Annotated in this window: 17 protein-coding genes; 12 read left to right on the top strand and 5 right to left on the bottom strand. The window is 69.9% G+C overall.

Going from position 1 to position 21,020, the window contains the following annotated elements:
- The first annotated feature begins 69 nt into the window (after nt 1-69).
- The 6 genes from NR798_RS10830 (at nt 70) to NR798_RS10805 (ending at nt 8,140) form a co-directional block, all read left to right on the top strand.
- On the top strand, nt 70-1,323 hold the full coding sequence (locus NR798_RS10830) for a macrolide family glycosyltransferase (protein WP_375771379.1): 1,254 nt from the start codon (nt 70-72) through the stop codon (nt 1,321-1,323).
- A gap of 198 nt (nt 1,324-1,521) precedes the next feature.
- A complete protein-coding gene (locus tag NR798_RS10825) occupies nt 1,522-2,013 on the top strand; it encodes a DUF2378 family protein (RefSeq protein ID WP_375771378.1) in 492 nt (163 codons plus the stop codon).
- A gap of 90 nt (nt 2,014-2,103) precedes the next feature.
- Entirely contained in the window at nt 2,104-3,723 is a 1,620-nt protein-coding gene (locus NR798_RS10820; RefSeq protein WP_375771377.1) for a DEAD/DEAH box helicase, read from the top strand.
- Between the two features lie 344 nt (nt 3,724-4,067).
- Nucleotides 4,068-5,804 carry an ATP-binding protein gene (locus NR798_RS10815; protein WP_375771376.1) on the top strand — a complete coding sequence of 579 codons (1,737 nt, stop codon included), beginning with the start codon at nt 4,068-4,070 and terminating at the stop codon, nt 5,802-5,804.
- A 149-nt stretch (nt 5,805-5,953) separates the two neighbouring features.
- Entirely contained in the window at nt 5,954-6,532 is a 579-nt protein-coding gene (locus NR798_RS10810; RefSeq protein WP_375771375.1) for a hypothetical protein, read from the top strand.
- Nucleotides 6,533-6,619: 87 nt separating this feature from the next.
- A complete protein-coding gene (locus NR798_RS10805) occupies nt 6,620-8,140 on the top strand; it encodes a peptidase M3 (protein WP_375771374.1) in 1,521 nt (506 codons plus the stop codon).
- A gap of 27 nt (nt 8,141-8,167) precedes the next feature.
- On the opposite strand, the gene NR798_RS10800 is transcribed toward NR798_RS10805, so the two are convergent.
- Both NR798_RS10800 and NR798_RS10795 read right to left on the bottom strand, forming a co-directional pair.
- Complete coding sequence (locus NR798_RS10800) at nt 8,168-8,497, bottom strand: hypothetical protein (RefSeq protein ID WP_375771373.1); 330 nt, start codon at nt 8,495-8,497, stop codon at nt 8,168-8,170.
- 162 nt (nt 8,498-8,659) lie between these two features.
- A complete protein-coding gene (locus NR798_RS10795) occupies nt 8,660-9,700 on the bottom strand; it encodes a hypothetical protein (RefSeq protein WP_375771372.1) in 1,041 nt (346 codons plus the stop codon).
- Between the two features lie 101 nt (nt 9,701-9,801).
- On the opposite strand from NR798_RS10795, the gene NR798_RS10790 reads away from it, so the two are divergent.
- Nucleotides 9,802-10,680: a DUF2058 family protein gene (locus NR798_RS10790; protein ID WP_375771371.1), complete on the top strand. Its 879-nt coding sequence runs from the start codon at nt 9,802-9,804 to the stop codon at nt 10,678-10,680.
- A gap of 246 nt (nt 10,681-10,926) precedes the next feature.
- Entirely contained in the window at nt 10,927-11,502 is a 576-nt protein-coding gene (locus NR798_RS10785) for a hypothetical protein (protein ID WP_375771370.1), read from the top strand.
- A gap of 66 nt (nt 11,503-11,568) precedes the next feature.
- Here NR798_RS10785 and NR798_RS10780 read toward each other — a convergent pair whose 3' ends face one another.
- The gene (locus NR798_RS10780) at nt 11,569-13,014 is read right to left on the bottom strand and encodes a M20 family metallopeptidase (protein ID WP_375771369.1); all 1,446 of its coding nucleotides are present in this window, start codon (nt 13,012-13,014) and stop codon (nt 11,569-11,571) included.
- Between the two features lie 155 nt (nt 13,015-13,169).
- Between NR798_RS10780 and NR798_RS10775 the strand changes: the two genes are divergently transcribed.
- Nucleotides 13,170-13,919 (top strand): endonuclease/exonuclease/phosphatase family protein, encoded by a 750-nt coding sequence (locus NR798_RS10775; RefSeq protein ID WP_375771368.1) that lies wholly within the window; start codon nt 13,170-13,172, stop codon nt 13,917-13,919.
- Nucleotides 13,920-13,934: 15 nt separating this feature from the next.
- On the opposite strand, the gene NR798_RS10770 is transcribed toward NR798_RS10775, so the two are convergent.
- Together NR798_RS10770 and NR798_RS10765 are read right to left on the bottom strand one after the other, a co-directional pair.
- Complete coding sequence (locus NR798_RS10770; RefSeq protein ID WP_375771367.1) at nt 13,935-15,791, bottom strand: ATP-binding protein; 1,857 nt, start codon at nt 15,789-15,791, stop codon at nt 13,935-13,937.
- A 178-nt stretch (nt 15,792-15,969) separates the two neighbouring features.
- Nucleotides 15,970-17,148, bottom strand: coding sequence for an acyl-CoA dehydrogenase family protein (locus NR798_RS10765; protein ID WP_375771366.1), 1,179 nt, complete (start codon nt 17,146-17,148; stop codon nt 15,970-15,972).
- 88 nt (nt 17,149-17,236) lie between these two features.
- Here NR798_RS10765 and NR798_RS10760 point away from each other — a divergent pair, with 88 nt between their 5' ends.
- From NR798_RS10760 to NR798_RS10750, 3 genes are all read left to right on the top strand, one after another.
- Entirely contained in the window at nt 17,237-17,998 is a 762-nt protein-coding gene (locus NR798_RS10760) for an SDR family NAD(P)-dependent oxidoreductase (protein WP_375771365.1), read from the top strand.
- A 515-nt stretch (nt 17,999-18,513) separates the two neighbouring features.
- Nucleotides 18,514-19,896: an ATP-binding cassette domain-containing protein gene (locus NR798_RS10755; protein ID WP_375771364.1), complete on the top strand. Its 1,383-nt coding sequence runs from the start codon at nt 18,514-18,516 to the stop codon at nt 19,894-19,896.
- Entirely contained in the window at nt 19,893-21,014 is a 1,122-nt protein-coding gene (locus NR798_RS10750; RefSeq protein ID WP_375771363.1) for a hypothetical protein, read from the top strand. The genes NR798_RS10755 and NR798_RS10750 overlap by 4 nt, the downstream gene beginning before the upstream one ends.
- Nucleotides 21,015-21,020: the final 6 nt, after the last annotated feature.

Raw genomic sequence — 21,020 nt, 5'->3', positions numbered from 1 at the left:
TCCTCCTGGGGATCGCGAGGTGGAGCAATAATCACGGCGCCCTCGCGCCCGCGAAAGTAGACAGCGCCCATGAAATTCCTCTTCTTCCCCATGCAGGCCCATGGCCACGTCAACCCGATGCTCCCGCTCATCCAGGAGCTGGTCTCCCGTGGAGACGAAGTCCTCGTCTACGGGACCCGCGAGTTCGAGGCGGCGATCCGCAACACCGGGGCCTCGCTCCGGCTGCTCGATGATGGGCTCGGCCTTCCGCCCAGCGTCTCGGGCCTGACCGGCGTGGGGGGAGCACAGGCGATGAAGCAGATGCTGCCGGTGCTGCTGGGCATCATGCGTCAGAGCCTGCTCGCGGCCCCCGGGGTGGTGGAGCGGGCCCGGGCGGAGCAGGCCGACTGCGTCGTCTACGATCCGATGGCCGTCTGGGGCCGCGCCGCCGCCGCGAAGCTGGGGCTGCCGGCCGCCATCTTCCAGACGAGCTTCGCGCTGAGCCACTCTCCCACGCTCCAGCGCGCGCTGAGCCAGAGCATGAAGGGCGCTCCTCCCCCGCGCGCCCTGCTGGGCCTGCTCCGGCTGCTGTGGACCTCCGAGGTGCACCACTGGCGCCACGGGCTCCCGCGCATGAACCCCAGGGCGGCGTTCACGAGCGTCGAGGACCTGAACCTCATCCCCGTCCCCCGGACGTACCAGCCCGATGCCGAGGCCTTCGACGAGCGCTTCGTCTTCGCCGGCCCGTCCGTGCTGCCGCGCAACGACCGGGGAGACTTCCCGCTGGAGCGGCTCGAGGGCAAACCCGTGCTGCTCATCTCGCTGGGCACCACGCCCATCAACCAGCAGCCCGGCTTCTACAAGGCCTGCTTCGAGGCCTTCCGCGACACCCGCTGGCAGGTGGTGATGGCCTGCGGCAAGGGCGTGGAGCCCTCCACGCTCGGACCGGTACCGGCCAACTTCCTCGTGCGCCAGCGCGTGCCCCAGCTCGAGGTGCTCGAGCGCGCCCGCGTCTTCCTCACCCACGGCGGCATGAACTCCACCATGGAGGGCCTCTGGCACGGCGTGCCGCTGGCCGTCTTCCCGCAGTTCGGGGATCAGCCGCTCAATGCCTCGCGCGTGAGGGAGCTGGGGCTGGGTGCCGCGCTCTCGGCCCAGGAGGCCCTGGACCCGAAGGTGCTGCGTGAAACGATCGAGCGCCTCGACACAGAGCCGGGCTACCGCTCGCGCCTCGCGGAGTTCCAGAAGGAGCTGAGGGAGACGGGAGGCCACCGCCGCGCGGCGGATGCACTCCAGCAGTACGCCGGTGCCCGCCGGGGGAGCGCGCGTCAGAAGGCGGCCTGAGCCGGTGCCCTCTGCGCAGTGCGTCAGGAAGGGGCTCGCGCGTGCACGGGCCCCTGGATGGCATTCGAGCCTGGGCCTGTGCCAGTCTCACGCCTCGGGTGAGAATCGCTCACGAGGTGATGCATGCCCCCAGCAGCCGCGGCCTCGTCGCCGCACCCCGCCCCCCGGCGGATGCGTTACGCCCCATTGGAGGGCCTGTTGCGGAGCCTCGAGATCCACGAGCGCTCCGCCGAGATGAAGGAGATCGTCCGGCTGAGCGGCGGGACGGACTACGCCCCCCCGGAGATCGCCGTGGAGAAGTTCGCCGAGGTGCTCCACTTCCTGGCGCGCACCCGCTTCGGGTCGCTGCACCCGTCCGAGGGGCTCTTCCGCGTGGGCGCATGCCTCTTCGAGGGCTACCGCAAGACGCTGCTGGGGCAGATCCAGCTCGCCGCGCTGCACCTGCTCGGGCCGGATCGCCTGATGCGCAAGGTTCCCGAGTTCGTGGGCCGCAGCAGCAACTTCGGCACGCGCACGGTGGAGCAGCTCGGCCCGAAACACTACCGGATGGATTTCCGCGGGGTGCCCCTCCCCGGCGACTACTACAACGGCATCCTCCATGCCGCCCTGAACGCCACCGGGGTCAGCGCGCCCCAGAGCAGCTGGGAGCAGACGGGCCCCGAGGACATGACGTTCCAGGTGCGCTGGTAGCGGTCAGGCGGGAAAGGGGCTGTTCGCCCAGAGCCTCCGGTATGCCGTTGTAGGTCGCTCCGCGCGCCCGGGCATGATAGCCCCTGGTGTGTGAGCAATTCCTTCAAGACCCTCGGCCTTTCTCCTGAGTCACTCGGTGCGGTGCGGCGCGCCCGCTTCACCGCGCCCACCCCCATCCAGGCCCAGGCCATCCCCCCGGCGCTCGCCGGGCGCGACGTCATCGGCTGCGCGGCCACCGGCACGGGCAAGACCGCGGCCTACCTGCTGCCCGTCATCGAGCGGCTGGCCGGTGAGCCGGGCCCCGCCGGACTGGTGCTCGCTCCCACGCGCGAGCTGGTGCAGCAGATCGCCGAGGAGGCCGCCTTCTTCGGCGAGCCGCGCGGCGTCTCCCGGGTGGTGGTCATCGGCGGCACGGACATGAGCGCCCAGGTGGAGGCACTCCGCCAGCGGCCCACCCTGGTGCTCGCCACCCCGGGCCGGCTGGCCGACCTCATCAAGTCCGGCGCGGCGAACCTCTCGGCGGTGCGCATGCTCGTGCTGGACGAGGCGGACCGGATGCTGGAGATGGGCTTCCTGCCCGAGCTGCAGCAGATCCTCGCCGCCCTGCCCCGCGAGCGCCAGACGCTGCTCTTCTCCGCCACGCTCGGCCACAACGTGACGCTCTTCGCCCAGGAACTGCTGCGCCGGCCCGTCAAGGTGGAGGTCACCCCCAGCGGCACGCCCGCCGCGCGCGCCGTGCAGAAAATGTACGAGGTGGACGCGGACGAGAAGTACCCGCTGCTGCTCAGCCTGCTCGCGAGGGATCAGCTCAGCGCGCTCGTCTTCACCCGCACCCGCGAGCGCGCCGAGAAGGTGCTGGAGGCCCTCAAGGGCGGGGGCCACAAGGCCGCCCTCATCCACTCCGACCGCACGCAGGGACAGCGGCGCCAGGCGCTCGAGGGCTTCCGGCGGGGGCAGTACCGCTGCCTGGTGGCCACCGACATCGCCTCGCGCGGGCTGGACGTGGAGGACGTGGGCCACGTCATCAACTTCGACCTGCCGCACTCTCCCGAGGACTACGTGCACCGCATTGGCCGCACGGCGCGGGCCGGAGCCAGCGGGCGCGCCTCGACCTTCGTCACCGAGCGGGACGAGGAGACGATGCGCGCCATCGAGCGCATCATCCGCATGCCCGTGCCGCGCGCCGAGGTGCCGCGCACGGACCCCGTCTTCCGCGAGGAGATGGAGAACTACCGGTCCGGGCAGGAGGAGCAGGCGGTGAAGAAGTCCGGGGCGATCCCGCTTCCCCGCGCACCGGAGAAGGCCCGTACCCGCCCCGCTCGCGCGAGCGAGGAGAAGCGCGAGGCCCGGGGAGCAGCCCCCCGGCGGGAGGGGCAGGAGCGCCGCGGTGGGGACACCCGCCGCCGGGAGGCTCCGGGCCGGGGCTCGGCGCCTCGCCGTGGGAGGGAGGAGGCTCCGCGTGGAGAGCGTGCCCTCGACCGGGAGGGAACCCGTCGAGCCAAGCCCGCGCGCCGGGGTGAAGGCGGCAGCGGCCGGGACAGCGCCCGTGGCGCGAAGGAGCCGCGCGGCAGGAGCGCGGGCCCGGGGAGGAGCGGCCCCCGTGGCGGCGAGCGCCCGGGCGGCAGGGCGGGAGGACGCAAGGGCGGCCCTTCGCGCGGAGCGGGCTCCACTCCGCGAGGCCGTGGCGGCGGGGGACGGCGGGGCCGGTAGGCGGGCAGGTGCGCCGCGAGGGCGGAGAAGCCCGGCAGGGCGATGTGCCCCTTGCCTGCCTGGTTTCTCCTTATTGAGAAGCCCGGATCCGGCTCACAATACCGCCTCGAGCCGCCGAGGGGCGCCCCCCTCGCCGTTGCTCCCCTGACATGGCGCTCCCTACCCCTTCCGAGACAAGTCAGAACGCGTCCCCTCCTCCTGAGCCCCGGGCCACGGCCGCTCCGGTCACCGAGAGGGCCCCGGGGATCCTGGGCTGGCTGGACTTCTTCCTCTCGGAGCCGCTGCGCAACGCGCCTCCCGGGGACCTCGTCCGTCACCGGGTGCTCGTCGGCGCCGCGTGTTTCATGCTCATGCTCGCCTCGCTGTACCTGGTGAGCACGCTGTTCGCGCCGTACTCCCCCATCCCAGGCATCCTGGGCGTGCTGTACCTGGCGATCCTGGTGGCGGCGCGCAAGGCCAGGACGATCGTGCTGCCCGCGGTGGTCATGCTGGCGACCCTCACGGTCGGCTTCGTGGGAGGCCTCTTCGCGAACAAGGCCAACCTCGAAGGCGGCGTGCACGCCACCAACCTGCTGCTCCCCGCCTTCGCCGTGTACCTGCTGGGGCCGCGCCGGGCGCTGCTCTACACCCTCTTCATCGCCGTGGTCATGGACGGGTTCTACCCCCTCTATGTCCTGCGGCACATCGACCTCTCCAGCCTCCCCGCCGAGTCCTTCTCCCTGCCCCGCTTCTGGGTCCGGCACTTCATGGCGGGCCTGGCCTTCCTGGGCATCTGGGGAATCAGCGCGTTGCACAGCACCTCGCGGGATGCGGCCCACCACTCGCTCGAGCGGGCCCTGAAGCAACTCCGGGACAGCGAGCGCAAGCTGAGCAGCATCATCGAGAGCACCGACGACATCGTGGTCTTGATGGACACCGAGGGGCGCCTGCTCGTGGCCAACTCGGCCATGAGGAACTTCCACCAGCGGATGCTCGGCCTGGAGCTCGAGCTGGGGCAGCCGCTCTTCCGCTACGCGAAGCCGGAGCGCATCCAGCTCTGGAAGGAGCGCCTCGCCCTGGTGTGCGAGGGCCAACGCCTGCGCTACGAGGAGACGTACGAGCTGGGCGACTCCCGCATCGTGCGGGACATGAGCCTCCACCCCATCCTGGCGGAGAACGGCCGGGTGGTGGGGGTGACGCTCTTCGCCCGCGACATCACCGAGCGCAAGCAGGCCGAGACGCGGCTGGGAGAGATGCACCGCACCCTGGTGGACGTCTCGCGCCAGTCGGGCATGGCCGAGGTCGCCACCGGCGTGCTCCACAACGTGGGCAACACCCTCAACAGCGTCAACATCTCCACCACGCTCGTCACCGACAAGCTGCGCCGCTCGCGCGTCACCGGCCTGGCCAAGGCCACCGGCCTGCTGCGCGAGCACGCCACGGACCTGGCCGCCTTCCTCACCCGCGACTCCCAGGGCCAGCAGCTCCCGCCCTACCTCATCGCCGTGTCCGACCAGCTGGTGGAGGAGCGCGACGCCATGCTCAAGGAGATGCAGGCGCTCGCCCAGAGCGTCGAGCACATCAAGTCCATCGTCAGCATGCAGCAGAAGCACGCGCGCTCGGCGGGGGCGGTGGAGCAGGTGGACGTGCCGCAGCTCATCGACGAGGCCCTGCGCCTGCACGCCGTGTCCTTCGAGCGGCTGGCCATCCGCATCGTGCGGGACTACGCCGACGTGCCCCTCATCTTCGTGGACCGGCACAAGCTGCTGCAGATCCTCATCAACCTGCTGAGCAACGCGCGCCACGCGCTGGTGGACAGCGCGCAAGAGGACAAGTGCCTGAGCATCCACGTGCAGCGCGCGGCCGGAGGAGAGCGGCTGCGCATCGACGTGACGGACAACGGGGTAGGCATCAGCGCGGAGAACGTGGCGCGCCTGTTCACCCAGGGCTTCACCACCAAGAAGACGGGGCACGGCTTCGGCCTGCACATCAGCGCCCTGGCCGCCGAGGAGATGAAGGGCCGGCTCGGCTGCACCAGCCCCGGCCCCGGCCAGGGCGCCACCTTCTCGCTCGAGCTGCCCGTGAAGGGCGAGAGCGCCTAGCGAAGACAGGCGTTCGCGCTCCGGGACGGCCGTCGCCCACGGGAGACGGCCGGGACCTGGCTCCGCAGAGGGAGCACTCCTGGCCATGGCCTTGCACAGCGCCCCATCGCATCTGGGAGGGCAATGACGCCCTCCGGAAGGAGACAGCGATGGAGAGCCTGGGAGTGAATGAGCTGCTGGAGCGTGTGCTGGGACTGGAGGGCCTGTCCGTGCAGGGCGCCCGCCTGCAGCCCCATGGGCTGGAGGTCCAGGTCCGGCCCCAGTTGCCCGCACGCCGGTGCGGAATCTGTAACGACTTCTGGCGCGGTTACGACAGGCAGCCCGTGCGCCGGTGGCGCCATCTCGCGCTGGAGCGCACGCCGGTGTGGCTGAGCTACGCGCCCCGTCGCGTGAAGTGCCCGGCCCATGGCGTCCGCGTGGAGCGCGTGCCCTGGGCGGCCCACGGCTCCTTCTTCACCACCGAGCTCGAGCAGATGACGCCCTGGCTGTGCCACCGCATTGGCCGGCCCGCCACCTGCCGGATGATGGGCTTCTCGTGGCGCACCGCCGAGCGCCTCCTGCACCGGCCCGTCATCCCCATGCCGGACCTGAAGCGCATCGAGGAGCACTACGTCCTCGGCCCGGACGCGCTGTCCCTCCGGAGCCATCCCCAGGCGCTGGCCGCGGTGCTGGCGCACTTCGAAGTCCCAGGGACGGGCGGGACAGCGGGTCCGTCGCTCGCCTGCTGACCTGGAAACCTTCAGGGTCCAGCACGGCACGCTGCAGCGACTCGGCTCTTTTCCCCCGTGGCCGAAGTGTCTACCTTCCGCCACGCCATGGACCGCCCCCTCCCTGCCCTGCGTGCGAGCCTGGACGACTTCCTCGCCGAGCTGGCCACCCTCCAGTACCGCCACGCCGCCGGCTTCGCCCAGGACTTCCCCCTGCGCGAGCTCTACGAGAACTCGCCCGAGATCGCCTCCCCCGAGGCCTTCGCCGCCGTCACCGAGTCCATCCCCAAGGCCCAGGCCAAGGGGGACTTGCTCGGCGTGCGCCGCCTGCGGCTGCTGCGCGACTTCATCGCCACCCAGATCGAAGAGGCCCTCGCCGCCCCCACCGCCGAGGCCCTCGCCCAGCTCGAGGCCCGCTCCCGCCTCTCCGTGGACGACCAGACCCTCTCCCTCGGCGAGGCGCTCGGCCAGCTCCCCCAGGAGCCCGAGCGCGGCCGGCGGGCCCTCCTCGAAGGCGCCACCGGGGGCTTCCTCTGGGACAACCGCGGCCGCTACGGCGAGCGCCGCGAGGCCTCCTTCCGTGTCACCGAGCAGCTCCGCGCCCCCAGCTACGCCGCCCTGCGCGAGGACGTCTCCGGCATCGCGCTCAAACCCCTGGCCGAGGCCGCCGAGCAGACGCTGCGCCTCACCGAGGACGCCTACCGCGACGTGCTCGCCTACGTCCTCCGGAAGGTGGAGCCCCACCTGCGGCCCCTGCCCTCGGGCCACGCGCGCCGGCATGACCTGCAGGCCGCCACCCAGGTGCCCTGGCTCAGCGGCTTCTTCCGCCGCGAGGACACGCTGCCCGCCGTCACCCGCTGGCTCGGCGAGTGGGGCTTCCACCCGTCCGCCGAGGGCCGCATCCGCCTGGATGACGAGGCGCGCCCCGGCAAGGCCTCCCGGCCCTTCACCACCTCGGTGCGCGTGCCCGGCGAGGTGCGCCTCGTCTTCCAGCGGCGCGCGGGCCTGGATGCCCTCGGCAGCCTCCTGCACGAGTACGGCCACGCCCTGCACCACGCCCACGTGTCGGACCAACTGCCGCTGGAGCTGCGCCGGCTGGAGGACGCCTCGGTGACGGAGGCCTTCGCCACCCTGTTCGAGCGGCTCCTCATGGACGAGGAGTGGCTCAAGCGCTACCTGCGTCAGCCCTCGGCCACCGCACGCGACGCCTCGCGCATGGCGGCCTTCCAGGCCCTCACCGTGCTGCGCCGGCACTGCGCCCGGCTGCCCTATGAGCTGTCCCTGTACGAGCATGGCCCCTCGCCCGAGCGGGCCGAGGAGTACGCGGATGCCCAGCGGCGCGCGCTCTTCGTCGAGGCGCACCCGGGCTTCTTCCTCTTCGACGTGGACCCCCAGCTCTACGTCACGCGCTACCTGCGCGGCTGGGCCCTGGAGACGCGCCTCACCGCGCACCTCACCGGCCGCTTCAACGAGGACTGGTGGCGCAACCCCACCGCCGGCCGCTGGCTCCAGGGGCTCTTCGCCCGCGGCGGCACCGACGACGCCGAGGCGCTCGCCACGGAGATTTCGGGAAAAGGACTGACGCTCCCCGAGGCGGGGGCCCGCCTCGTGGCTCTGCTCGACCGCTGAGCGCCGTCCCCTGGGTTTCCCGGGGGACTACTTCTTCTTGCGCAGCGCGCGGACGATCTTGTCCTTCGTCGCGTTGGCGCCGGTGGCCGCCGCCTTCGGCTTGCTGGCCGACTTCGTCTGGCCCGTGCGCTCGCGCATGGCCTTCATCAGCTGCATCTCGATGAGGAGCAGCTCGTCACCCAGCTGCTCGTTGTTGCCCGCGGCACGCGGGAGCGGCGCGCTCTTGCTGGGCGCACCGGCACCGTGACGCAGCCGCAGCACCTTCTCCTCCTCGGCCGTCAGGGTCTGCGTCTTCTCCAACGCGGCCTTGACCTCCTTGGACGTCACCGTCGTGCTGCTACCGACCTTGCGCTCCATCTCCGCTCCCTTGCAGTGGGCACCTGAACATCCGCTCATGTCGGATGCGTCTGGTCCGCAACCGTAGAGGATTCTAGAGATCGCAAGTAGAGGGTCAAATTTTCTTCCAACAGGCCGCTGCCTCCCTGTAGCGGCCTGACACCCTCACAACACCTGGCAGGTTCAGTTGCCCTCTTCGTCCGCGGGCTCGTCGGCGGGCTGCGCGGCCCCCGGCGTGGTGCTGCCCTCGGGCTTGTTGCGGGGGATGCCGAAGCGGTCCAGCGCGTCGGCGATGCCCTGCGGCTTGTCCGCGTCCGGCAGGAAGTTCTCCGGCGGCTGCAACTTGGGGTCCTGGCCGAGTTCACTCAGCGCGGACTCGAGCACCATGCGCAGCTCGGCGGCGCCCCCGGCGTCATTGGCGGGGACGACGATGCGCCCGTCCAGCCGCGTCTTGAGGACGACGGACGTCTCCGTGTCCACCAGCACCTCGCCCGTGAGCGACTTGGGGGTGCGGTTCTCGAAGAAGGCCAAGCGGCGCTTGGTGGTGTCGTCCCGGCCGCCCTTGGGCTCGAAGACGGCGGGCAGCGCGGCCGGCATGGTGCCGGTGTCCCCTTCCGGGGCGAGCGACACGTTGTAGCGCCAGGCCGTCCGGCCCTCGTGGGTGACGGTGCCCTGGGGCGACAGCTGCAGCCGGCCCCGGAAGAGCGCGTCCATGTCGCGGATGGCGCCGGTGAGCTCCGTGCGGGTGCGCTCGGCCATGCCGCGGTCGCGCAGACGCTGGCGGAAGGTGCCGTAGCGGTTGCGGGCGTACACCTTGCCCCCCACGCGCATCACCTCCAGGCCCTGGTCCCGGCTGTTCTCCAGCACACCGTGGAAATCTCCACTCACACCACCCGGGCCAGCGCGGAAGGTGCGCGTCTCGGTGAGCTTGGTGGGGACGGTGCCCTGGGCGCCGGTCCACTCGTAGCTGACGGTGGCCTTGAAGGCGTGGGGCCCCAGGCGCTCGGTCACCTCGGCGGCGTCCATGGACAGGATGCGGCGGGCCACCCGGGGGTTTTCCGCTACGTCCTCGGGCGGAAGCTTCTCGGCGGCCGAGGCCACCACCTTCGGGGGATCCTCGGGCGAGAAGATGCGAGCCTTGGCCGCCTTGTCGACGGGATCCTGGCAGGCCACGGTGGCCAGGGCCAGGGTGGCGGCGAGGGCGAACTTGGGGAAACGGGTCACGACTCCTCCGGCTCCATGCGGGGTTGCCCAAATTACGGGGTGGGTGCTGGAGCGGCAAGGGACGGCTTGCGCGCGCCAATGTACGGGATAGAACGCCACCTATGCAGAACCTGCGTGACAAGCTCTTGAAGGCTGGCCTGGTCTCCGAGGACCAGGCCAAGAAGGCGGAGACCACCGCCCCGACCGCTCGCCGTCCCGCCCCGCCGCAGGAGGCCCGGCGCGAGGGCCCGCCTGCCCGTCAGGACAGGGAGCCCCGTGAACCCCGTGAGGCACGGGGGCGTGACGAGCGTCCGCCCCGCCGTGACGACCGCGCCGGTGGACGTCCTCCGCAGGCGGGTGGCCGACCCCAGGGCGCCGGTGGGCGGCCCCAGGGTGGACGCCCCCAGGGCCCGGGTGCACGCCCCCAGGGTGGACGTCCCCAGGGCGGCCGGCCCAGCGGTGAGCCTACGGGCGGCATCGTCCCCAAGCTGCCGCCGCTGCCGGGCTCGAAGGCGGCCCAGCGCATGGAGTCCAAGAAGCAGGTGGAGCTGGACCGCAAGCTGCGCGAGCTGGTGCTCAACGGGCAGGTGCCCGTGGACGTGGGCGCCACCGTCTTCTACTTCATGACGCGCAAGGGGAAGCTGCGGCGCCTGGAGCTGACGGAGACGCAGGCCAAGCAGCTCGAGGAAGGCACGCTGGGCGTGGTGGAGCGCCCGGAGCCCGCTCAAATCGAGCACTCGCTGGTGCCCGCCGCGGTGGCCGAGCAGATGTTCGCCATCTCGAAGAAGTCGGTGCGCTTCCTCAACCGCAAGGACGCGCCCATCGGCTTCATGAGCGACGACCAGGTGAAGGAGCAGCAGGAGGCGGAGGCCCGGGGCGATGAGCCCGTGGACGAGGGCGACGACGAGCCCACCGAGGGCGAGGAGTCCGCTCCGGCCGAGGCCGCCGCCGAGGGCACGCCCAGCCCCGAGGGCGGTAGCACCGAGCCCACGCAGTCCTGACCTCGCGTCCCGTCCTCCGGGTGGTGACAGGCGTCACCACCTGATGACGGCGGACACCAGGCTCCCGGGCCCTCCGGTGGAGCCGGGTGTCACCAGGAGGTGACCGGTCCTCGGGCCAACCCCGAGGAATTCCGGGCACCTGGCAGGGCCCCGAGCAGCATGGAGGTATTGGCACACCTCCTGCTCTGGGGTGAGCACGCCGCCCACAACCGGGCGACTCCCTCACCACCCATCGGGGTCCAAGCCATGAGCATCTCCTCCATCAAGGGCAGCGCGGTCGGTTCCTTCTCCAACATCTCCCGTTCGTCGCCGGTGGGCGGAGCCCCGCAGACCGCCGCGGCGAAGCTGAGCGGCATCGTGTCCGACGTCACCCAGAAGCTGGCCTCGGGTGACCTCAAAGGTGCGGTGGAGGGCATCAAGAAGCTGTGTGAGAGCCTGGGCGTGGACTCCAAGAAGCTGCTCGGAGCGCTGGGCCTGGATGGGGCCGGTGCCAAGGGCGGCGCCGAGGGCGCGGGTGGAGCCGAGGGCGGCGCTCCCGCGGGTGGAGCCGGAGGTGGTGCGCCCGCTGCCGGTGGGGCCGGGGGCGCGGGTGGCATCCTCGAGCTGCTGAAGAAGCTGCTGCAGCAGAGCCCGGAGCTGGCGAAGCAGCTGCTCCAGAATCCCGAGCTGCTCCAGCAGCTGGCGCAAAACCCCGAGCTGCTCCAGCAGCTGGCGCAGAATCCCCAGGCGCTGCAGTCGATGCTCTCGGGCGCTCCGCCGGAGCTCGCCGGCGTCAGCCAGTTCCAGGCCGCCGCGCCCCCCGCGCCCGTGGCCCTCTCCTGAGCATGCGGCGGAAACACGAAGGCCCTGGCCCGGCGAGGACCAGGGCCCGCGTGCTGAAGTCAGTGCCTACCGGTTGAAGTGCGAGGCGATGACGCTGGCCACGCAGCAGGTGAGCTTCTTGCCGGTGGGGATGTGGAGGAACTCGTTGGGCCCGTGCGCGTTGCTGTTGGGGCCGAGCACGCCGGTGATGAGGAACTGGGCCTCGGGGAAGCGCTTGCCGAGCATCTCCATGAAGGGGATGGTGCCGCCCTCGCCCATGGCCATGAAGGGCTTGCCGAAGAAGGCGCGCGAGGCGTCGTGCGTGGCCTGCTCCAGCCACTTCTCGAGCGGCGGCGCGTCCCAGCCAGCGCTGGCCTTCTCCCCCTCGAAGGTCACCTTGGCGCCGTAGGGCGGATCCGCCTCCAGCGTCTGCTTGAGGGCCTGGATGGCCGCCTTCGGGTCCAACCGCGGAGGAATCCGCATGGACAGCTTCACGGCGGTGAAGGGGCGCAGCACGTTGCCCGCGCTGCCCAGGGTGGGCATGCCCTCCACGCCCGTGACGGAGAGCGCCGGGCGCCAGGTGCGGTTGAGGATCTGCTCGGCACGGTCGACCGTCATCGGACGGGAACCGGGCACCCAGGGGAACTTCGAGTACACCTCCTCGCCGAGCACCTCGGCCACGGCGGCGGCCTGCTCGCGGCGGGCCTGCGGAATGTGGACCTGGAGGCCATCGACGCGGATGCGGCCCGTCTGCTCGTCCTCCACGCGCGAGAGGATCTGCCGCAGGATGCGGAAGGACGAGGGCACGATGCCGCTCGCGTCACCCGAGTGCACGCCCTCGTTGAGGATGTCCACGCGCAGGTTGCCGGAGACGAGCCCGCGCAGCGAGGTGGTCATCCACAGCTGCTCGTAGTTGGCGCAGCCGGAGTCCAGGCACACCACGAGCGAGGCCTTGCCGATGCGCGGGGCCAGGTGCTCGATGTACGCGGGCAGATCATAGCTGCCGCTCTCCTCGCAGGCCTCGATGAGCACCACGCAGCGCGCGTGCGCAATGCCTTGCTCCTTGAGCAGGCGGATGGCGGCGAGCGAGCCGAAGGCCGAGTAGCCGTCATCGGCGCCACCGCGGCCGTAGAGCTTGTCGCCCTCGCGCACCGGCTCCCAGGGGGAGAGGCCCGCGCGCCAGCCCGTCATCTCCGGCTGCTTGTCGAGGTGGCCGTAGAGCACCACGGTGTCATCCCCGCTGCCCGGGATGTCCATGTAGATGACGGGGGTGCGCTCCTCGCCCTTCTCGTTCTTGAGCGTCACCACCTCCACCTTCAGCCCGGGGATGTGCTTCGCCTGGGACTCGCACCAGCCGGCGATGAGCTTCACCGCCTTGTCCATGTGCCCCTTCTTCGCCCAGTCCGCCTCGAAGGCGGGGGACTTGTTGGGGATGCGGATGTACTCGTGCAGCCGGGGAAGGATCTCCTCCTCCCAGATGCGCTCGGACGAGTTGGCGGCGGTGGCGGTGTTCAGCCGGGGGCTGGTGCTCATGCAAATGGCTCCGGGTTCAAGCGGATGGCTCCTCCATGTACACCACCCGGGCCCTGATGTGCGGACCTCTCACGAGCGCAGGGCTGCTCTCCGGGCGAGCCCACACGCGGGGTGGAAGCATGACGCAAGGCGCCACGCACCCCTAGATTCCGTCCATGTTCCAGGTGCTCACGCTGAACATCGCGCATGGCGCGCCCACGCTTCCCGTCCCCCTCCCCTTCCTGCTCCCGCGCCCCCGGCTGCTGGAGCACCTGGACCGGATGGCCGGGCTGCTCGCGCGGGAGAACGCGGACGTGGTGGCGCTCCAGGAGGTGGACCGGGCCGGGCTGCTCAGCGGGAAGGTGGACCCGCTGGAGCGGCTGGCGGAACGCGCGGGCTACACGCACCTGTTCCACGGCCCCCACCTGCACCTCGGCGGCTTCTGCAACCGGGGCACCGCGCTGCTCTCCCACCGGCCGCTGGTGGAGACGGAGTCGTGGCGCTTCGAGGGCATCCGGCCCGTGGACAAGGGCTATGTGCTGGCCGCCGTGGACCTGGGCGGCGGCCGCGTGGTGGACGTGGTGTCGGCCCACCTGGACTTCTCCTCCGAGCCCCGGCGCCAGCAGCAGGCGCTCCGCATCACCGAGGCCCTTCAGCGCCGCCCCCAGCGGCCGCGCGTGGTGATGGGAGACATGAACTCGCGCCGGGGCAACCCGGGCGTGGGCCTCGAGCGGATGATGCAGACGCTCTCCCTGCACACCCACGCACCGGGCGGCGGCGAGCCCACCTACAAGGCCCACGCGCCCAGGCTGCGGCTGGATTGGATTCTCGCCTCCCCCGAGCTGCGCTTCACGCACCACCGCACGCTCGACGAGCGCGTCTCCGACCACCTCGCGGTGGAGGCGGCGCTGGAGTGGACGGGCTGAGGCCCTGACGCCCGCTCAGGGCTCGGCGGGCAGGGTGAAGAAGAAGGTGCTGCCCGCGCCCAGCTGGGTCTCCACCCAGAGGGTGCCCCCGTGCGCCTCCACGATGCTCTTGACGATGCTCAGCCCCAGCCCGGTGCCCCGCTCGTTCACGCCGGAGGCACGCCAGAAGCGCTCGAAGAGGTGCGGCACGTCCTCGGGCGCGATGCCCGGCCCGTTGTCCTTCACCGAGATGCGCACCATCCCATCCACCTTCCGGGCCCGCAGGGTGACAGTGCCTCCCGAGGGGGTGAACTTGATGGCGTTGCCCACCAGGTTGGAGAGCACCTGCAGCACGCGCTCCCGGTCGGCGCGCACGCGCGGCAGTCCCGGGCTCACCTCCATCACCAGGTCCTGGGACTTGTTCAAGGCGAGCGGCCGGAGCACCTCCGCCGCCTGCCGGAAGAGCTCGTCCACCGCCCAGGGCTGGGGCGCCAGCGGCATGGGCATCCCCTGCATGCGCGCCCGGTCGAGGATGCCGCCGATGAGATCGCGCATCTGCCCCGCCGCCAGCAGGATGTTCTCCAGGTGGCGGCGGCCCTGACGCCGGCGCTCCTCCCCGGGCGGCCGCGCGGCACTCAGGAGCATCTCCGCGTTCATGCGCACCACGAGCAGGGGCGTCTTGATGTCGTGGGAGACGACGGCGAGCAACTCCTCGCGCCAGCGCACCGCCTCCTGCGCCTGCTGGAAGAGCAGCGCCGAGTCCACCGCCGTCGCGATGCGCTGGGCCAACGTCTCGAAGAGGCTGACGTCCGCGGGGCCATAGCGCTCCGGCCGGGCGGAGATGAGGCTCAGCGCCCCGAGCGTGCGGCCCCGGACCCGGATGAGCAGCCGGAGGTTGGAGGGAAAGCCGCTCCACTCGGCGCGCTCCACCGGCGTCTGCGCCTCCGGCAGGTTCTCGGGGCTGGCCGGGAAGGCCCCCCAGGGATGGGAAGCGAACACCTGGGCCACGAAGGACCCGCTGCCGAGCGGATGGCCCGCGGGCTCCACCGCCATCATGGCGATGCGCTCGGCCCCGTTGCTCCCCAGCAGATCGATGGCACAGCAGTCCGCCCACGCGGGAACCAGCAGGCGCGCGAGCTGGGGAAGCGAGGTGCGGTAGTCCAGTGAGCCCGCCAGCATGGCGCTCGCCTCGGCCATGAAGGCCTGGCGCCGGTGGGCATCCTCGGCCACCTGGTGAGCCTGACGCTCGCGCAGCAACAGCTCGCGCTGGACCCGCTCGAACAGCTCCGCGCGCTCGCGCAGGCGCACCTCGCGCCGCAGCGCATGGTGCCGGTCCAGGGCCAGGGCGAACTGGTTGGCCACCGCGTCGAGGAAGGCGAGCCCCTCCTCGGCCAACACCCCCTCCGGCTCCACCTGGAGCGTGCCGAAGGTGAGCCCCTTGGCCACCAGCGGCAGGGTGATGAACGCCGGCTCGGCCCTCACGGGGGGCTCCGGGAGGACCCACGCGCCCGACCCCTCCAGCCCCTCCCCCACCTCGTGCTGGGGCTCCACCGCCGTCTCCCCCATCAGCCAGGCATACGTGGCGGCGGCCTTCTCGGCGGCCACGATGAGCCGCGCGGCCGACACGTCCTCCGCGCGCCAGCCCATCAGGACCGGACGTTCCCGCAGGGCCTCGCCGCCCGCGTCCAACCCCACCAGCAGCAGGGCCGTGCACAGGGGGTGGGCCTGGGCGGCAATCGCCATCACCTCCGCGAAGGTGCGCTCCACTCCCTCGAAGGCCGCCAGCCGCTTGCTGATCTCATACAGGTGCTCGAGGTGACGCCACGCGGGCTCGCGCTCCCGCGGGGGCTGGGACGGGCCCGCCTCGACATTCGCTGGGCTGCCTTCCTCCACGGCACGACCTCCTGGACGGTGGCTGCGGCGAGCCTCGAATTAGCGAGCGTGACCTGGGAAGTCCACTCCCCAGAAGCCCGCTCCGCGCCATTCCAGCCAGCGAAGCGCTCCAGGTGTTGGCCCACGCAACAACAGGAGTGTTCCCCACCTACCTCTGAGGTCAGACGCGGGGAGGGGCTCAGCTGAAGGCGTCGTAGCCGGTGATGGCCTTGCCGAGCACCAGCGTGTGCACCTCGTGCGTGCCTTCGTAGGTGTACACACTTTCCAGGTTGAGCAGGTGACGGATGGGCGGGTAGGCGTCGGTGATGCCGTTGGCGCCGTAGATGCTCCGGGCCACGCGGGCGATCTCCAGCGCGGCCTTCACGTTGTTGCGCTTGGCGAGGCTCACCATGACGGGGGTGGCCTTGCCCTCGTCCTTGAGGCGCGCCAGCCGCAGCGAGAGCAGCTGCGCCTTCACAATCTCCTGCAGCATGTCCGCCAGCTTCTCCTGGGTGAGCTGGTAGGCGGCGATGGGCTTGTCGAACTGGCCGCGGGAGAGCGAGTACTCGCGGGCGCCCTCGAAGCAGGCGATGGCGGCGCCGGTGACGGCGAAGGCGATCGTCATGCGCGCGGTGTTGAGACAGGACAGGGGCCCGCGCAGACCGGTGACGCCGGGCAGCACGTTGGCGTCCGGCACGCGCACGTCCTGGAAGGACAGCTCGCTGGTGGTGGAGGCGCGCATGGAGAACTTGCCGGGAATCTCGCGGGCGGTGAAGCCGGGCATCCCCTTCTCCACGAGGAAGCCGCGGATGGACTCGGGGCCGCCCTCGTCCGTCTTGGCCCAGACGACGGCCACGTTGGCGATGGTGCCATTGGTGATCCACGTCTTGGAGCCGTTGAGGATCCAAGAATCGCCACCGCGGCGGGCGCGGGTGCGCATGCCGCCGGGGTTGGAGCCGAAGTCGGCCTCGGTGAGCCCAAAGCAGCCGATGAGCTCGCCGCGGGCCAGGCCGGGCAGGAAGCGCTGCTTCTGCGCCTCGCTGCCGTAGGCGTGGATGGGGAACATGCAGAGCGAGCCCTGCACGGAGGCGAAGGAGCGCAGCCCCGAGTCACCGCGCTCGAGCTCCTGGAGGATGAGGCCATAGCTGACGGTGTTCATCCCGGCGCAGCCGTAGCCCTGGAGGTTGGCGCCGAGCACGCCCAGCTCCCCGAGGCGGGGCACGAGGTGGGAGGGGAAGGTGCCCTCGCGGAAGTGCGTGCCGATGATGGGGAGCACCTCGGAGTCGACGAAGCGGGCGACGGTGTCGCGGGCGGCCTTCTCCTCGGGGGAGAGCAGGTCGTCGATGCGGAAGAGATCGGTGATGTCCGCGCGAGGCATGGGGAGGGTCCTCCAGGGATGGGACGGGGCTGGGGGCTTGTACCACCGGGTGGGCCAGGGGAACGAGGTGCGGCTATGGTCCGGGACCATGACGACGACCCAGAAGACGGCGGTGGTAACGGGCGCGAGCCGGGGAATCGGCCGGGCCCTGGTGCAGGCCTACGTGAAGGACGGCTACCAGGTATGGGCGCTGGCGCGGGCGACGGAGGCATTGGAGGAGCTGGCGCGCGAGTTGGGAGGAGCGGTGCGCCCGCTGGCGGTGGACGTGGCGGACGAGGCGGCGGTGCTGGCGGCGACCCAACGGATTCTGGAGGCGGGAACGCCGCGGGTGCTGGTGAACAACGCGGGGATTTCGGTATCGGGGCCGCTGAACAAGACGACGACGCAGGACTTCCAGCGGGTGATGGCGGTGAACGTGACGGCGCCCTTCCTCTTCAGCCGGGAGCTGATTCCGGCGATGGCGGCGGCGGGAGGGGGCCGGGTGATCAACATCGGGAGCATGGCGGCGACGAGGGGGGTGAAGTACACGTCGGCGTATTGCGCGTCGAAGCACGCGCTGCTGGGGCTGACGAAGTCGCTGGCGGTGGAGTGGGCGCGCAAGAACGTGACGGTGAACATCGTGAATCCGGGCTGGGTGGAGACGGACATGCTCACGAACGCGAAGGCGGCGATCTCGAAGAGCACGGGCCGCTCGGAGCAGGAGGCGCACGCGGCGCTGGCGAACATGAACGCGATGGGCCGGGTCATCCAGCCGGAGGAAGTGGCGGCGCTGTGCCTCTTCCTGAGCTCGGACGCGGCGGCCACCATCACGGGGGCGGCCTACAACATCGACGGTGGCGAGGCGGGCTGAGCCTCACCGCGCAACATGCCCACTGTCGCCAATATCCCCTCGCCCGCCGGGAGAGGGACGGGGTGAGGGTATCGAGGTCCCCAGGTTCGCCACCGTGAATGCCCCCTCTCCCTTTGGGAGAGGGCTGGGGTGAGGGTCTCCCGGGCATCCCACTCGCCCCCTCCAGACCATCAGCGAGCCCGGAGAAGCGCGGCAATGTCCAACCCGTCCATCAATTCACGCTCCATGGGCACGCGGCCGCCACGCTCTTCAGCACGTGCACTGTGAACCAGGAGCCCAGACACGGGTTCCGGCTCGAACTGACAGACGGCAGCACCGGCAAAGACAGATCCATCCAGCTCGTGCTCGACACCGGCTACCGCCTCGACGCTCCTCCTAGAGGGCGGCAACGTCACCCTGCTGTCGCTGGACGGTGTGTACTCGGGGAGTAGGTAGGCACCATCCGGAGTGCGTCCTCCGGACTCCCCTCGTGTTGCGAGTCTCGCAGTTGTAATACGCTGCGATCGCTCCTCGCCATGAACACGAATGACCAAGGTGTCCTCGCCGCACGCTACGAAGAGGTCAAAGCCCTCATTCAGTCCAACGACCTCGCTCGAGGGACGAAACGGCTCTTGGATCTCGCGAAGGAGTTCGAGCCCCGCAGAGACCTCCTGAATGAAGCAATCCTCTTGACCGCGGAATACGGCCGACTCGCCGAGGATGAGCGCCGGTTCGGCCGTGCGGACTCCACGGAGCATGCGAGGAACCGTCTGCTCTTCAGGATGTTCGGGCTCGCGGATGTGCTCCGCGACGAAGCACTCAAGCGTCTTCATGCTGACGGCGCTTCGAGGCCCGAGGCTCCGGATTCGGGGCGCACCTCCCGGCCCGCTCCAGGGCAGACCGCGCTTGAGAATGCCCGCCAGGAATTCCTTCTCCGAAGACGCATAGCCCAAAGCGGTGCGGAGCAGGACTCGCAGCTGCCTCCACCCATTCTCCAGTGCATCGATCTGGGCAAGACTTACCGGAGCCGCGCCTTCACGTTCTCACTTGCGGGAGTTTCAATCGCGGCCCGCGCGGGAGAGATCACGGGTGTCGTCGGCACTAATGGCAGTGGAAAGACGACGCTCCTACAGATCCTCGCCGGAACCCTGCTCGCCGATGAGGGCGAGCTCCTGTATCCCGCCCTCGAGCCGGCCTCGTTCGAGTGGCTGGAACTCCGCGACCGCATCGCCTATGTGCAGCAGCAGCCACCGCCCTGGCACGGCACTGTTGTCGAGCAACTGATGCTGCATGCGAGTTTGCGCGGTATCAACGGAGAGGCCAATGAGGACGAGGTCGAGTTCATCCTCCACCGACTGGGTCTCGAGAAGTACCGCAACGTTCGCAGGAACCAGCTCTCTGGAGGGTTCCAGATGCGCTTCGAGCTGGCCAAGGCCCTCGTCAGCAGCCCCTGGCTCCTCGTATTGGACGAGCCCCTCGCCCCCCTGGACACCAACTCCCAGCAGATCTTCCTCCAGGACCTGCGGGACCTGGCGAATTCAATGAGCAACCCGCTGGCGGTCATCGTCAGTTCGCAGCACCTGTTCGAGATCGAATCGGTCGCGGACCAAATCCTGGTGCTTGACAATGGGCGGCTCCGGTTCTGCGGCCACGTAGGAGAGCTCGGGAATTCACGCAGCATGAACAGCTATGAGCTGGGATGCTCCGCCCCCCTCGAGCTGATACAGAGGACGCTGTCCTGCTTCCAGGCCATCCGCGTCGAATCGAGTGGCCGGAACCTCCTGATCCACACTCCTCTGAATATCTCGAGCACGGCCATCCTTCGGGCGCTGCTCGCGGAGCCGCTGCTGGAGGTCCGATACTTCCGGAACATCAGCAACTCATCACGCCGGCTGCTCGCGGCGGAACCCCACTCATGAACGCCGTGCTCTGCCTGCTTCGCGACCTGGACCGCCGGCTGCTCTTGCATCACCCGGAGTTCTGGATGCTGCGCTTCCACCATGTCCACCTCTGGGCTTGTCTCCTCATCCTCGTGACAGTGCCTGTCGCACTGCTCACTCCAAGCCTCAGCGATATTCCAGACCCCTCCGTCTTTCTGTGGCAGGTACTGGCCATCTCCGTGGCCGCATCACTGTATTGGCTCTATCTGCAATCCCGGAACCTCAAATCACTTCCTTTCCGTTCCAGGACGAGGTGGTACCCGAAAGTGCTTGGCTTCTGGTACTGCCTCATGGTCATCAACTCTCCCGCCTTTCTATCCTCATGGTTGATGCATGAGCGAATCACCCAGCTTGTCGACCCGGAGACCCTGGCGATAGACACCGCACTGTTCGAAAAGCTCGATAACTGTGTCATTCTCATGAGTGTGAGCGTGGAGAGCTCGGACTCGTACTGCTCTGGGATTCGGAGCGCGCATGGTGCCGTGCTCGTGAAATACGGCGCGGTCGAGCATAAGAACGTGATGGACCTGCTCAGCGCCATCAACAACAGGGGAGTGTCGCTTGTTATTGGACAGGGGGTGGCTGACCCCGAACTGCTCCGCCGGATCAGAGAGCGATTGTGGACGTTGAAGGACTACCATGAAGCCCGAAAGGTTTCCCATCCAGTGCCCGACCCAGCCGTGGGGGCGTTGGGCTCGGCATCGCTCATCCGCAAGGGTTTCTGGATACTCACCCTCACGACCCTGTTTGCCTCTGTCATCCTCTTCGTCGGCAGCGCGCAATGGGGAAGCATCATATGGTTCCTGGCGCCCATCTTCTGCTACATGGTGTTGGCAATGAGCATCTCGTGGCTCGCGGCGGCGGGGGCCTCCATCGGAGGGGGCTTGCTGGTCTTGGTCATCCTCGCGAGCTGGGTTCATGTGTTCCGCGCTAAGAGGAAGTCCCTCTGGCTGGCGGCGGCATGGGGCATCATCAACTTCACCTACCCCATGATTCTCTTCGTGTCGCTTCCGGGCATCGTCGCGTTGTTGCTGTACTGCACCACCTTGCCGGCCCTGCAGATCCGGCAGGATCACCTCCGGGCCCTTCCCGTTTGAGCCATC

The organism is Archangium gephyra (assembly GCF_042230915.1).
GTDB classification, from domain to species: domain Bacteria; phylum Myxococcota; class Myxococcia; order Myxococcales; family Myxococcaceae; genus Archangium; species Archangium gephyra_B.
This window is presented reverse-complemented; position numbering and strand designations above follow the sequence as displayed.